Genomic DNA, 13,588 nt, shown 5'->3' with positions numbered 1-13,588 from the left:
GGAGGGCGCGTGGCGCGCGTGGCGGTGACCGGCAGCAGCGGCAAGCTCGGCCGGGTGGTGGTCGACCACCTGCTCGAGCACGGACGGGACGTCGTCGCCCTGGACCGGGTGCCCTCGCCCCGGCGCGACGTGGTCTCCACCGTCGTCGACCTCACCGACTTCGGGCAGGCGGTCGAGGCGCTGAGCGGCATCGACGACCGGCACGACGGGGTGGACGCGCTGGTGCACCTGGCCGCGGTGCCGGCTCCGGGGCTGATACCGAACGCAGCGACGTTCGCCAACAACGTGACCGCCTCGTACAACGTCTACTCGGCGGCGCTGCGGGCCGGCGTCCGGAAGATCGTCTGGGCGTCGAGCGAGACGGTGCTCGGGCTGCCCTTCGACGAGCCGCCGCCCTACCTGCCGGTCGACGAGGAGTACCCGCCCCGGCCGAACAGCACCTACTCGCTGGTCAAGACGCTGGAGGAGGAGCTGGCCCGGCAGCTGTGCCGCTGGCACCCGGACCTGTCGATGACCGGGCTGCGGTTCAGCAACGTGATGCTGCCCGAGGAGTACGCCGCGTTCCCCGGCTTCGACGCCGACCCGCAGCTGCGCAAGTGGAACCTGTGGAGCTACATCGACGCCCGGGACGGCGCCCAGGCGGTGCGCCGCGCGCTCGACCACGACGCCGTCGGCGCGGACGTGTTCGTCATCGCCAACGCCGACACGGTGATGTCCCGCCCGACCCGGGAGCTGGCGGCCGAGGTGCTCCCCGGCGTCCCCTTCACCCGGGAGGTCGGCGAGCACGAGACGCTGCTGTCGATCGACAAGGCCCGCCGGGTGCTCGGGTACGAGCCCGCGCACTCCTGGCGGGACGCCACCGGCTGACCGCGGGGCGGTCGGCGCGGCGCTGTCCGGCGGTCAGGCCGCCCGGCCCAGCCGGGCCAGCACCTGGGTCGCCCGGTCCGCACCCGACGGTGGGGTGACCCCGGGGCGGCAGATGCCGTCCATGTACAGGGCCTCCCCGAAGCTGTCCGCCCCCGCAGCGACCCGGTCCAGCTCGGCGTCGGTGAGGCGGGCGTCCTGGCCGGTGGCCCGGGCGACGTCCCACCGGTGCACGACCATGTCCCAGACGTAGAACTGCTCCAGCGTGGCGCCGATCGTGGTGGGGCCGAAGAAGCCCTCGTAGCCGCGCTCGGCGACCTCGTCGTCGGCGATCACCGCGGCCACCCGCCCGGCGTGCTGCCGCCAGGCCCCGGCGGGGTCAGCGTCGACGTCCGGCGCGGGACCGAGGTCCAGACCGTGCCCGGTGAGGAGGTCGCGCTGGGTGTCGACCAGGTGCCGGACGACGTCGCGCGCGGACCAGCCCTCGCACGGCGACGGCCGGGACCAGGCGTCGGCGGGAACGGCGGCCAGGACGGTAGACAGGGAGCGATCGGCTGCCTCGTAGGAGGTGGCGGTGGCGTTCGACATGCCCGCAGCCTGGCCGGATGCGGCAGGCTGCGTCTTGATGAAAGCCGACAGCAAGCCGCCGTCCCGACCGGACCTCGTCGAGCGCGCCCACCTCAAGGAGCCCGGGGACGCCTCGCACGTGATGTACCGGTACGACCCGGTGCCGGACCTGGCCGGCCTGGTGCAGCGGTTCTGGATCCCGGTGTGGTCGGTGCCGCCCGGGCAGGAGGCCGTGCAGCGGGTCCTTCAGTACCCCGTCTGCCTGCTGGTGGTGGCGTCGGACTACGCCCGCTTCTACGGCGTCACCACCGGCCTGTCGACGACCGCGCTGACCGGCGACGGCTGGGCCGCCGGGGTGATGTGCACGCCGGCCGCGGGCGCGCTGCTGGCCGGCGTCCCGGTGGCCCGGCACACCGACCGGCACGTCGACCTGGCCGCAGTGCTCGGCGGCGCCGGCGACCTGCTGGTGGACCGGGTGCGGACGGCGATGGCCGGCGATCCGCACGCCGAGACCGCCCACGCGGCCGCGATGGCCGCCTTCGACGCGGCCCTGCGCCCCTTCCTCCCGGTCGATCCGGAGGGCGAGCTGGTGGACCGGGTGGTGGCGTTCGTCGAGGAGGACTCCGAGGTGACCCGGGTCGGGCAGGTCTGCGACGCCTTCGGGCTCTCCGAGCGCGCGTTGCAGCGGCTGGTGCACCGCCGGTTGGGCCTCACTCCCAAGTGGCTGATCCAGCGCCGTCGGCTGCAGGAGGCCGCGGTGCGGCTGCGCACCGACGAGGCCGCGCTCGCGGAGACCGCCGCGGTGCTCGGCTACGCCGACCAGGCGCACTTTGCCCGGGACTTCTCCCGGGTCACCGCGATGACCCCGGGCCGGTTCGCCGCCCGCCATCGCGCCCCCGCGGAGGCGTTGCGGGTGGCGGTGGGCGGCCGGGACCAGGACGATGCGGGCACCGCGGAGAACGGGCGGGCGGGGAGGGCCGGATGAACCTGGAGAAGGTGGTCTTCGGGTTCTTCGTCCTGCTCGCCGCCACGCTGAACTTCGGCTTCTTCATCGGGGACATCGACGACCCGGTGCTGCACAACCAGTACGAGCTCTTCGGCGCCGTCATCGTCAGCCTCATCGCGACGGTGCTGAAGTTCGGGGACCGCACGCAGATCGGGGCGGTGCACCTGGCCACCAGCCTGGTCGCGGACCTGCAGCTGATCGGCGCGGCGCTGATGTACGGCTACGCCGTGTACGTCTCCTCCGCCGGCATGACCGCGGGCTGGACGGCGAGCGTTGTCTCCCTCTCCGGAGGCGCGCTGCTGGCCAACCTGGTCTCGGTCGTGCTGCTGGTCGTGGAGACGGTGTCCTTCCACCGGAGGTGACTGAGCGTGAGGACTCCACACGCGGTCGGCGGAGGTCAGGCCGGGCGGGACGACCGGTGGCACCGCCGGGCGGCCCGCCGGGTCGCGGCCAGCTCCGCCGCGCAGGCGTCCGCGGCGATCTTCCTGGTGATGCGGCGCATGCGCGCGCCGCTGATCGTGCTGATCGGGATCTTCGCGATCAGCGTCCTGGGGCTGACGCTCATCCCGGGCCAGGACGCCGAGGGACGGCCGTGGCAGATGGGCTTCTTCGACGCGTTCTACATCATGAGCTACACCGCCTCGACGATCGGCTTCGGCGAGATCCCCCACCCGTTCACGTACAACCAGCGGATGTGGGTGACGATCTCGATCTACCTGACCGTGGTCGGCTGGGCCTACGCGATCGGCTCGCTGCTGTCCCTGCTGCAGGACCGGGCGTTCCGCCAGGCGCTGGCCCTGCAGCACTTCACCCGCAAGGTCGCCCGGCTGCGTGAGCCGTTCGTGCTCATCGCCGGCTACGGCCGGACCGGCGAGCTGCTCGGGCACTCACTCGACGCGCTGGGCCGCCAGTTCGTCGTCCTGGACGGGGACCCAGAGCGGATCGACGCGCTCGAGCTGGACTCCTACCACGCCGACGTGCCCGGCCTGCCCGCGGACGCCCGGGACCCCGGGCACCTCGCCGTCGCCGGGCTGGACCACCCGTCGTGCGAGGCCGTCGTCGCGCTCACCAACGACGAGGAGGCCAACCTCGCGGTGGTCATGGCCGCCGCGCTGCTGCGCCCCGAGCTGCCCGTCATCGCCCGGGTCACGTCCCGGGCGCTGGAGGAGCGGATGCGGGCGTTCGGCGGCCCGAGCACGGTGAACCCGTTCGACCGCTTCGGCGACCACCTGCGGCTGGCGTTGCGGGCCCCGGCCTCCTACCAGCTGCTGACCTGGCTGGAGAGCGGGCCCGGGGCCGAGCTGCCGGAGCGGGGATCGCCACCGCGGACCGGGCACTGGGTGGTCTGCGGGTACGGGCGGCTCGGCCGGGAGCTGACCGCCGACCTCCGCGCCGAGGGGCTGGAGGTGACCGTCGTCGAGCCGCGGGCCGCCGGCGACGAGGACGACGACCTCGTCGTGGGCGACCCCGCGGAGCCGGACGTGCTGCGGCAGGTGGACCTCGTCCGGTCCGTCGGCTTCGTGGCCGGCACGGACAACGACACCACCAACCTCTCGCTGGTCGCCGCGGCGCGGCGGGGCAACCCGTCGCTGTTCATCGGCGCCCGGCAGAACCAGGCGGCGAACGCGCCGCTGTTCGCCGCCATGGAGGTCGACGCCCTGCTGGTGCCGACCGAGGTCGTCGCGCACGAGGTGTACGCGCAGCTGGCCACCCCGCTGCTGTGGCGGTTCCTGCGGGAGATGCCGGCCCAGGGCGACGCTTGGGCGGCCGAGCTCATCGAGCGGCTCTGCGCCCTGTGCGGCGAGCACCTGGACTCGCTGTGGAAGGTACGGCTGACGCCGGAGGAGGCACCGGCCCTCCCCGGCTGGCTCGGCTCCGGCCAGGCCACCCTCGGTGACCTCATGCGCAACCCCGAGGACCGGGAGCAGCCGTTGCACGCGGTGGTGCTGCTGGTGCTGCGCGGCGACGAGGCCACCGTCGCCCCGGAGCCCGACTTCGTGCTCGCGGTCGGCGACGAGCTGCTGCTGGCCGGCTGGGGCGCCGCCCGCCGGGCGCTGGAGATCGTGCTGGAGGTGGACGCCGTCCGCGAGTACGTCGTCACCGGCCGCCGGGTCCCCTCCAGCTGGATCTGGCGCAAGCTCACCCCCGCCGGTAAGACCGTCGGGACGACGGCCGACGAGCGGACCGCCGAGCCCGCGGACCGCTGACCCCGCGGCCCGCCGACCAGCGGCGCTCAGGGAGGCTCGGGGAGCACCGCGCCCGGGTTCATCAGGCCGGCCGGGTCGAAGAGCTGCTTGAGCCCGCGCATCAGCTCGATGTCCAGCGGGTCCTTGTAGTCGGCGATCAGGTCGCGCTTGGCCCGGCCGAGACCGTGCTCGGCGCTGATGCTGCCGCCGAAGGAGGCGGTGGAGTCGTAGACGACCCGGCTGAGCTCCGCGCCGCGGGAACGGAACGCGTCGTCGTCCGCGCCCACCGGCTTGCTCAGGTTGTAGTGCAGGTTGCCGTCACCGACGTGCCCGTAGGACACGATCCGCACGCCCGCCAGGGCGGCCTCCAGCGCCCCGTCGGTCTGCGCCACGAAAGCCGGGATGCTGCCGATCGGCACGGTGACGTCGTGCTTGAGGCTGGGGCCCTCGGGCTCCTGCGCCTCCGAGATGCCTTCCCGCAGCGCCCACAGGGCGGCCACCTGCGCCGATCCGGACCCGACGACGGCGTCGGTCACCATCTCCCGCTCGAACGCGGCACCGAGCGCGGTCTCCAGCACCTCGTCCAGCGGGGCCATCGGCAGGGTGTCGGACAGCTCGACCAGCGCGTACCAGGGGTGCGGCCCGGCCAGCGGGTCCCGGACCCCGGACGCGTGCGCCAGGACCAGCTCGAGGCTCTGCCGGGACATCACCTCGAACGCGGTGAGCCGGTCACCGGCCAGCTCGCGCACCACGCCGATCAGGTCGACGGCGGCCTGCGGGCCGGGCAGCCCGACCCACGCGGTGGCCCGGGTGCGCACGGCTGGGAACAGCTTCAGCACGGCCGCGGTGACGATCCCGAGGGTGCCCTCCGAGCCCAGGAACAGCTGCTTGAGGTCGTAGCCCGTGTTGTCCTTGCGCAGCCCCCGCAGCCCGTGCCAGACCCGCCCGTCGGGCAGCACCACCTCCAGGCCCAGGGTGAGGTCGCGCATCGTGCCGTAGCGGAGGACGGCGGTGCCGCCGGCGTTGGTGGCCAGGTTGCCGCCGATGGTGCAGCTGCCCTCCGACCCCAGCGACAGGGGGAACAGCAGGCCCGCCGCAGCGGCGGCCTCCTGCACGGCGCGGAGCACCACACCGGCCTCGACGGTGATCGTCTGGTCGGCCGGGTCGAGGTCCCGCACCCGGCGCAGGCGGGTCAGCGAGAGGACCACCTGCCGCCCGGAGGTGTCGGGGATCGACCCGCCGCACAGTCCGGTGTTGCCGCCCTGCGGGACCACTGCGACGCCCGCGGCGGCGCAGCGCCGGATGACCTCGGCCACCTCCTCGGTGCTGCCGGGCCGGACGACGACCGCCGCGGCGCCGCGGTAGGCGCCCCGCCAGTCGGTGAGGTAGCCGGCCATCTGGTCCGCGTCGGTGACCAGGCCCGCCGACCCGACCACCTCCCGCAGCCCGGCCACGAGGTCGGCGACGGTGGCGCTCATGCGTTCCCCCTCCGGGTGGTGACCGGCGTCAGGCCCAGCACCCGCCGGGCGCGCGCGACGGTGGCCGTCAGGTCGGCGGGGTCCAGTGCCCGCACCACGGCGGTAGGCGGGGCCAGCTCCGCCAGCCGCGGGGCCCAGTCCGCGCCGCGGTCGGGGAAGCAGGCCGCGAGCACGTCCAGCATCACCGCGGCCGCGGTCGACGCCCCGGGTGAGGCACCCAGCAGGGCGGCCAGCGAGCCGCCGGCGGAGACCAGGACCTCCGTGCCGAAGCCGACCATCGTGCCGCGGCCGTCGGCGGTCTTCAGCAGCTGCACGCGCTGGCCGGCACTGACCAGCTCCCAGTCCTCGGCGCGGGCGGTGGGCACGAACCGGCGGAGCTCGGCGAGCCGGGCGGCGTCGGACTGGGTGACCTGGCGGACCAGGTAGGCCATCAGCGACCGGTTGTCCCGGGCGGTGGCCAGCAGGGTCGGCAGGTTGCCCGGGCGGATGGACCGGGCCAGGTCGGTGAGCCGGCCCTGGGTGAGGAACCGCGGGGAGAACGCGGCGAAGGGGCCGAACAGCAGGTGCTCCTCCCCCGCCACCACCCGCCGGTCCAGGTGCGGTACGGAGATCGGCGGCGCCCCCGGGGCGGCGTGGCCGTAGAGCTTCGCGCGGTGGCCGGCGACCAGCGCGGGCCGCGAGGTGCGCAGGAACTGACCGCTGATCGGGAAGACGGCCGAGCTGCGGATCTCCGGCACCCGGGCGGACTGCAGCAGCGGGAGCGTCCCGCCGCCGGCCCCCACGAAGACGAACCGGGCGCGCAGCGGGCGCCGCCGGCCGGTGTCCCGATCGCGGGCGTCGACGTGCCACAGCCCGCCGCGCCGGCGCAGCGAGCGCACCTCGTGCCGGAGGTGCACGGCGGCGCCCTGCTGCCGCATCGCGTCCAGCAGCGCCCGGGTCAGCACGCCGAAGTCGACGTCGGTGCCGGCCTGCGAGCGGGTGGCCGCGACCGGCTTACCGGCGTCCCGCCCGTCGAACACCAGGGGCAGCCAGCGGGCCAGCACCGCCCGGTCGTCGCAGTACTCCAGGTCGGCGAAGAGCGGGTGGTCGCGCAGTCCCTCGAAGCGGGCGCGCAGGTAGGCCACGCCGTCCGCGCCGCGGCCGAGCCCCATGTGCGGCACCGAGCGGATGAACTCCTCCGGGGCCCCGACCAGCCCCTGCTCGACCAGCCGCGCCCAGAAGCACAGCGAGGTGAGGAACTGCTCACCGATCCGCACCGCGCTGGCGACGTCGACCGAGCCGTCCGGCCGGCGGGGCGTGTAGTTGAACTCGCACAGCCCGGCGTGGCCGGTGCCGGCGTTGTTCCAGGCCCCCGAGCTCTCCAGCCCCGCCTCGCCGAGCCGCTCGACGACGGTGACCCGCCAGTCCGGCTGCAGCTGGCCGAGGAGCACCCCGAGGGTGGCGCTCATGACGCCCGCTCCGACCAGGACGACGTCCTGCACGTCGGCGTCCGCCACTCGGGCACCTCCTCGTGCGCTCGGGACCCCGGTCAGGCTAGGGACGGCGGGCGATGCCTGTCCAAGACCGCCGCGGCATGACGTGATGCCCGCGGGGACCTGCCGGTCAGCCCATCAGCAGGGCGATCCCGGCCAGCGCCGGCACCGAGAGCACCGTGCTGAGCAGCACGACGTCGCGCACCACCTCCGTGCGGCGGCCGTAGGAGGTCGCGTAGACGAAGACGTTCTGCGCCGTCGGCAGCGCCGAGGTGACGGTGACCGCGAGCAGCGCCACCCCGTCCAGCCCGGCCCCCCACCGGCCGAGCGCGTACGCCAGTCCGGGCTGGACCAGGGTCTTGAGGACGACGGCGAGCCAGACCTGCCGGGCGCCCTCCCCGGACGCGGGTCGCGGCGCCCCGTGCAGGCTGACGCCGTAGGCGAGCAGCGCCGCGGGCACCGCGACGTCCGCGATGAGCTCGACCGGCTGCCGCACCAGCGCCGGCAGCTGCCACCCGGCCGCCGCCAGCAGCAGCCCGATCGCGCAGCCGATGACCACGGGTGTCCGCAGCGGCTGGCTGAGCAGCCCCCAGCGGGACGGCACAGCGGCACCCCGTCCGGGGGAGCCGGCGAGCACGGCCAGGCCGACGGGCGCCATCACCAGCACCTGGAACAGCAGCACCGGCGCGACGTAGGACGCGTCGCCGAGCACGTACACCGCGATCGGCACGCCCAGGTTGCCGGCGTTGACGTAGGAGGAGGCCAGCGCCCCGGTGGTGAGCTCGGCCGGGCCCAGCCGCCAGCGCCAGCGGGCCAGGCCGGCGAACAGCAGCGCGCACAGCACGGCGCTGCCCGCCGTCCCGAGCAACCCGGCGGAGAACAGCACCGCCGGGTCCGCGTCGGCGAGGGTGAGCATCAGCAGCGCCGGGGTGGCGACGTAGAACGACAGCCGGGACAGCACCGTCGCCGCCTCGCCGCCCAGGACGCCGGCGCGGCCGAAGGCCCAGCCGACGACGATGACCGCGACGAGGGTGACGAAGCCCCCCAGCACGGCGTTCACGCGGCGATCGCGTCCCCCACCGACCGGACCAGCCGGGCCACCGCGCCCGCCGGTGCCTGCGGCAGGAACAGGCTCGGCTCGGCGAGCTCGAGCTCGAGCAGCACCGGCCGGCCGGCCGGGCCGGGCACCAGGTCGATCCGGGCGTACAGCGGCGCGGCCGCACCGGGGACCAGGGCGGGGACGGCGTCGAGCACCGCCTGCGCCACCTCGCGCTGCGCGGCCGTCGGCTCGACCGCCCGCAGGTCCCCGCGGCTGTCGCGGTCCTGCCGCACGCCCTCCCCGCGCCGGAGCAGCGGCCCCTTGCGCACAGCGTGCGAGAAGCGGCCACCGAGGAAGAGCATCGCCGTCTCACCCGCGGTGTCGACCTCGGCGAGGTAGGGCTGCAGCATCGCCGTCCGGCCCGCCGCGGTCAGCTCCGCGACGTGGGCGAGGGCGGCCGCGGGGTCGTCCCACCGCGCGGTGTCCCGGGAGCCGGCGGACACCGACGGCTTGACCACCCACTCCGGCGCGTCGGGCAGCTGCCCGGCGTCGGTCAGGTCCCAGACCGTCGGCACCACCGGCAGCCCGGCCCGGGCCAGGTCGCGCAGGTAGGTCTTGTCGGTGTTCCAGCGGAGCAGCTCCGCGGAGTTGCGCAGTCGGGGCACCGACGCGGCCCAGCCGAGGAAATCCGGCAGCCGCCAGGCGTAGTCCCAAGTCGACCGCACGACGGCGAGGTCGTAGCCGGCCCAGTCCACACCCGGGTCGTCCCAGCGGGCCAGATCCGTGGCGAGCCCGGCCTGCCGCAGCGCCGACGCGGCGATCGGCAGGTCCGGGTCGACGCGGAGTCCCCGCTCGGAGCTGACCAGGGCGACCCGCGAACTCACCGGGGCAGCTCCAGCACCCCGTCGATGCGCCGCGGGATGGCGGTGTAGCCGTCGGTGAGCTCCTCGGGCAGCACCTCCTGCGGAGCCCCCTGCCAGGTCACCGGGCGCAGGAAGCGGCGGATCGCGCTGGTGCCCACGGAGGTGTGCTGGGAGTTGGTGGAGGGCCAGGGGCCGCCGTGGTGCTGGGCCCAGGAGACCGCGACACCGGTCGGGTAGGCGTCGTAGACCAGCCGGCCGGCCCGGGTCCGCAGCTGCTGGGACACCGCCAGCGGCAGGTCGGTCTCCTCCGTGCCGCGGAGCACGGTGGCGGTGAGCGACGAGGGCATGGCGTCCAGCGCACCGAACAGCTCGCGCTCGCCGTCGTAGCGGGCCACCACGCTGACCGGGCCGAAGCACTCCTCGGTCACCTCGGCCGGCAGCTCTGCGGCCGTGGTGGACAGCAGCTGCGGCACCGCGGTGAAGCCGGGGCCGTCGGCGTCCTCCCCCCGGGCGACGACCTCGACGCCCGGGGCGTCGGCGAGCCCACCGGCGATGCGGTCGTAGGACGCGGCGATGCCCTTGTTGAGCAGCACCTGCGGGCTGCTGCCCCGCACCGCCTCGGCCATCGCGTCGACGACGGCGTCGCCCTCGGTCCCGGCCGGCACGAGGACCAGGCCCGGCTTGGTGCAGAACTGCCCGGCCCCGAGCGTGAAGGAGCCGACCAGCTCGCGGCCGATCTGCTCACCGCGCTCGGCGGCCGCCGACGGGGTGACCACGACCGGGTTGAGGCTGCTCAGCTCGCCGAAGAACGGGATCGGGTCCGGCCGCTGCTCGATGATCTGCAGCAGCGCGCGCCCGCCGCCCACCGACCCGGTGAACCCGGCCGCCCGGATCGCCGGGTGGGCCACCAGCGCGCCACCGGCCCGCTGGCCGAAGACGATGCCGAGCGTGCCCTCGGGCGCACCCGCCTTCCGCGCCGCCTCGACCAGCACGTCGAAGACCAGCCGCGAGGTGGCCGGGTGGGAGCTGTGCGCCTTCAGCACCACCGGGCAGCCGGCGGCCAGCGCGGAGGCGGTGTCCCCGCCCGGCACCGAGAACGCCAGCGGGAAGTTGCTGGACCCGAACACGGCCACCGGGCCCAGCGGCACGAGCATCCGGCGCAGGTCCGGGCGCGGGCCCATCGGGGTGTCCCCGGGGTGGTCGATCGTCGCCTCGAGGTAGCTGCCCTCCTCCAGCACCTCGGCGAAGAGCCGCAGCTGGTAGCTGGTGCGGTTCAGCTCGCCGTTGAGCCGGGTGGTGCCCAGCGCCGTCTCCCGGTCGGCCACCGCGACGACGTCCTCCCGGCGGGCCTCCAGCGCGTCGGCGAGCGCGCGCAGCAGCGCGGCGCGCCCCTGGCGGCCCATGCCCTCCAGCGCAGGGGCGGCGGCCAGCGCGGCCTCGCAGAGCCGGGCGACCTCCTCGGTGGTCGTCTCCGGGGCGACGACCTCGGCCACCTCACCGCTTCGAGGGTCGATGCTCACGACTTCGCCGGGGCGGTTGCTCGCCATGTGTGCTCCTCCAGGGGTGCGTAGGGGGGTCGGGACGCTCAGCGGGACGCGCCGATGGTGACCGTGTCGACGGTCCAGGCCCGCAGCTGGTCGCTGGGGGTGACCCCGAGCCCGGGGCGGTCGGAGAGGTGCATCCGGCCGTCGCGCGTCTCCAGCCGCTCATTGAACAGCGGGTACAGCCAGTCGAAGTGCTCGACCCAGGGCTCGTGCGGGTAGGCCGCGGCCAGGTGCACGTGGATCTCCATCGCGAAGTGCGGCGCCAGCTGCAGGTTCGCGTGGTCGGCCAGCGCGGCCAGCTTGAGGAACTGGGTGATGCCGCCGATCCGCGGGGCGTCGGGCTGGATGATGTCCACTGCGCCCTGGCGGATCAGCTCGTAGTGCTCGGCGACGCTGGTCAGCATCTCGCCGGTGGCCACGGCGGTGTCCAGCGAGCGGGCCAGCTGCGCGTGCCCCTCCGCGTCGTAGGCGTCCAGCGGCTCCTCGATCCAGACCAGGTCGAACTCCTCCAGCCGGCGGCTGACCCGCATGGCCGTGGGCCGGTCCCACTGCTGGTTGGCGTCGACCATGAAGGGCACGCCGTCGCCGAGGTGCTCGCGCACGGCACGCACCCGGCGGAGGTCCTCGGCCGAGTCCGGCAGCCCGAGCTTGATCTTGATGCCGCCGACGCCGCTCTCCAGCGTGCGGGTGGCGTTGTCCTTGACCTGCTCGACCGACTCGTGCAGGAACCCGCCGGAGGTGTTGTAGCAGCGCACCGAGTCGCGGTGGGCGCCCAGCAGCTTGGCCAGCGGCAGGCCGGCGCGCTTGGCCTTGAGGTCCCACAGGGCGACGTCCATGGCGGCGATCGCCTGGGTCGAGGCGCCGCTGCGGCCGACCGAGGCCCCCGCCCAGACGAGCTTGGTCCACAGCCGGGCGATGTCGTTCGGGTCCTCGCCGATGAGGTCGCCGGCGATCTCCCGGGCGTGGGCGAACTGGGCCGGCCCGCCGGCCCGCTTGGAGTAGCCGAAGCCGAAGCCCTCGAACCCGCCCTCGGTCCGGATCTCGGCGAACAGGAACGCGACCTCGGTCATCGGGCGCTGGCGGCCGGTGAAGACCTTGGCGTCGCTGATCGGGTTGGGCAGCGGCAGCGTGACCGAGGAGAGCGTCACCGACTCGATCCGGTCGAGCACCGCCGGGGCCGTCGTCAGGGGGGCGGCCGGGGACGTCGTGGTCATGGTTGCTCCAAGGGGTCAGCGGACGAGGCAGGGGCGCTTGGGGTCGAAGGTCCAGCCGGGGACCAGGTACTGCATGGCGATCGCGTCGTCCCGGGCGCCGAGGCCGTGCTCGAGGTAGAGCTCGTGCGCCGCGGCCACGGCGTCCCGGTCCAGCTCGACGCCCAGCCCGGGAGCGGTCGGGACGGCGATCTGGCCGTTCCGGATCTGCAGCGGCTCGCGCGTCAGTGCCTGCCCGTCCTGCCAGATCCAGTGCGTGTCCAGAGCGGTGATCTGCCCCGGCGCGGCGGCGCCCACGTGGGTGAACATCGCCAGGGACACGTCGAAGTGGTTGTTCGAGTGCGAGCCCCAGGTGAGCCCGAAGTCCGCGCACAGCTGGGCGACCCGGACCGAGCCGCGCATGGTCCAGAAGTGCGGGTCGGCCAGCGGGATGTCGACCGCGTCGGCACGGACGGCGTGGGCCATCTGCCGCCAGTCGGTCGCGATCATGTTCGTCGCCGTCGGCAGCCCCGTGGCCCGCCGGAACTCCGCCATGGTCTCGCGCCCGGAGAACACGCCCTCCGCGCCGACCGGGTCCTCCGCGTAGGCCAGCACGCCGTGCAGGTCGCGGCACAGCCCCACCGCGTCGGCGAGCAGCCAGCCGCCGTTGGGGTCCAGCGTGATCCGGGCGTCGGGGAACCGCTCCGCCAGCGCCCGGACTGCGGCCACCTCCTGCTCGCCGGGCAGCACGCCGCCCTTGAGCTTGAAGTCCGAGAACCCGTAGCGCGCCCGCGCCGCCTCGGCGAGGGCGACCACCGCCGCCGGCGTGAGGGCCGGCTCGCGGCGCAGCCGCTCCCAGTCGTCGGCCGGCTGCTCCTCGGCGACGTAGGGCAGGTCGGTCGCCCGCCGGTCCCCCACGTAGAAGAGGTAGCCGAGCATCGGCACGGCGTCGCGCTGCTGCCCGTCCCCGAGCAGCTCGGCGACCGGCACGCCCAGGTGCTGGCCGAGCAGGTCCAGCAGCGCCGACTCGAGGGCGGTCACCGCGTGCACGGTGGTGCGCAGGTCGAAGGTCTGCAGCCCGCGCCCGCCGGCGTCGCGGTCGGCGAACGTGGTCGTCACCGACCGCAGCAGCCGGGCGTAGGAGGCGATCGGCTGGCCGGTCAGCAGCGCGCCGGCGTCCTCGATCGTGCGCCGGATGGCCTCACCGCCGGGCACCTCGCCGACGCCGACCCGCCCCTCGCTGTCGGTCACGATCGCGATGTTGCGGGTGAAGAACGGCGCGTGCGCACCGCTGAGGTTCAGCAGCATGCTGTCGTGCCCGGCTACGGGGACCGCCTCGACGCGGGCCACGGTGGGTGTGCGGCTGCTCATCGCCGTCC

At 74.8% G+C, this 13,588-nt stretch carries 12 protein-coding genes; 4 read left to right on the top strand and 8 right to left on the bottom strand.

Annotation, left to right across the window (positions count from 1 at the left end; translation table 11 throughout):
- Nucleotides 1–9 precede the first annotated feature (9 nt).
- Nucleotides 10–867, top strand: a complete 858-nt coding sequence (locus HK417_RS06160) for an NAD-dependent epimerase/dehydratase family protein (protein ID WP_222264427.1) — start codon at nucleotides 10–12, stop codon at nucleotides 865–867.
- A 33-nt stretch (nucleotides 868–900) separates the two neighbouring features.
- Here the strand turns inward: HK417_RS06160 and HK417_RS06155 are convergent, their stop codons facing one another.
- The gene (locus HK417_RS06155) at nucleotides 901–1,452 is read right to left on the bottom strand and encodes a TIGR03086 family metal-binding protein (protein WP_222264425.1); all 552 of its coding nucleotides are present in this window, start codon (nucleotides 1,450–1,452) and stop codon (nucleotides 901–903) included.
- Nucleotides 1,453–1,489: 37 nt separating this feature from the next.
- On the opposite strand from HK417_RS06155, the gene HK417_RS06150 reads away from it, so the two are divergent.
- The 3 genes from HK417_RS06150 to HK417_RS06140 are packed head-to-tail and all read left to right on the top strand — an operon-like array spanning nucleotide 1,490 to nucleotide 4,644.
- Nucleotides 1,490–2,416, top strand: coding sequence for a helix-turn-helix domain-containing protein (locus HK417_RS06150; RefSeq protein ID WP_222264423.1), 927 nt, complete (start codon nucleotides 1,490–1,492; stop codon nucleotides 2,414–2,416).
- Nucleotides 2,413–2,799: a DUF6394 family protein gene (locus HK417_RS06145; RefSeq protein WP_222264421.1), complete on the top strand. Its 387-nt coding sequence runs from the start codon at nucleotides 2,413–2,415 to the stop codon at nucleotides 2,797–2,799. The genes HK417_RS06150 and HK417_RS06145 overlap by 4 nt, the downstream gene beginning before the upstream one ends.
- 6 nt (nucleotides 2,800–2,805) lie before the next feature.
- Nucleotides 2,806–4,644: a potassium channel family protein gene (locus HK417_RS06140; protein WP_308123406.1), complete on the top strand. Its 1,839-nt coding sequence runs from the start codon at nucleotides 2,806–2,808 to the stop codon at nucleotides 4,642–4,644.
- A gap of 26 nt (nucleotides 4,645–4,670) precedes the next feature.
- Here the strand turns inward: HK417_RS06140 and HK417_RS06135 are convergent, their stop codons facing one another.
- The 7 genes from HK417_RS06135 to HK417_RS06105 all read right to left on the bottom strand — a co-directional run bounded on the left by HK417_RS06135 (nucleotide 4,671) and on the right by HK417_RS06105 (nucleotide 13,580).
- Nucleotides 4,671–6,101 carry an FAD-binding oxidoreductase gene (locus tag HK417_RS06135; RefSeq protein WP_222264419.1) on the bottom strand — a complete coding sequence of 477 codons (1,431 nt, stop codon included), beginning with the start codon at nucleotides 6,099–6,101 and terminating at the stop codon, nucleotides 4,671–4,673.
- Complete coding sequence (gene mqo, locus HK417_RS06130) at nucleotides 6,098–7,597, bottom strand: malate dehydrogenase (quinone) (RefSeq protein ID WP_308123405.1); 1,500 nt, start codon at nucleotides 7,595–7,597, stop codon at nucleotides 6,098–6,100. The genes HK417_RS06135 and mqo overlap by 4 nt, the downstream gene beginning before the upstream one ends.
- Before the next feature lie 106 nt (nucleotides 7,598–7,703).
- Nucleotides 7,704–8,633 (bottom strand): AEC family transporter, encoded by a 930-nt coding sequence (locus tag HK417_RS06125; protein WP_222264417.1) that lies wholly within the window; start codon nucleotides 8,631–8,633, stop codon nucleotides 7,704–7,706.
- Nucleotides 8,630–9,496 (bottom strand): ATP-grasp domain-containing protein, encoded by an 867-nt coding sequence (locus HK417_RS06120; protein WP_222264415.1) that lies wholly within the window; start codon nucleotides 9,494–9,496, stop codon nucleotides 8,630–8,632. The genes HK417_RS06125 and HK417_RS06120 overlap by 4 nt, the downstream gene beginning before the upstream one ends.
- Complete coding sequence (locus HK417_RS06115; protein ID WP_222264413.1) at nucleotides 9,493–11,022, bottom strand: aldehyde dehydrogenase (NADP(+)); 1,530 nt, start codon at nucleotides 11,020–11,022, stop codon at nucleotides 9,493–9,495. Before HK417_RS06115 ends, HK417_RS06120 begins: the two co-directional genes overlap by 4 nt.
- A gap of 38 nt (nucleotides 11,023–11,060) precedes the next feature.
- Nucleotides 11,061–12,233, bottom strand: a complete 1,173-nt coding sequence (locus HK417_RS06110; RefSeq protein ID WP_222264411.1) for an L-talarate/galactarate dehydratase — start codon at nucleotides 12,231–12,233, stop codon at nucleotides 11,061–11,063.
- A gap of 15 nt (nucleotides 12,234–12,248) precedes the next feature.
- Nucleotides 12,249–13,580 carry an enolase C-terminal domain-like protein gene (locus HK417_RS06105; RefSeq protein ID WP_222264409.1) on the bottom strand — a complete coding sequence of 444 codons (1,332 nt, stop codon included), beginning with the start codon at nucleotides 13,578–13,580 and terminating at the stop codon, nucleotides 12,249–12,251.
- Nucleotides 13,581–13,588 lie beyond the last annotated feature (8 nt).

The organism is Modestobacter marinus (assembly GCF_019799945.1).
Lineage (GTDB): Bacteria > Actinomycetota > Actinomycetes > Mycobacteriales > Geodermatophilaceae > Modestobacter > Modestobacter marinus_B.
This window is presented reverse-complemented; position numbering and strand designations above follow the sequence as displayed.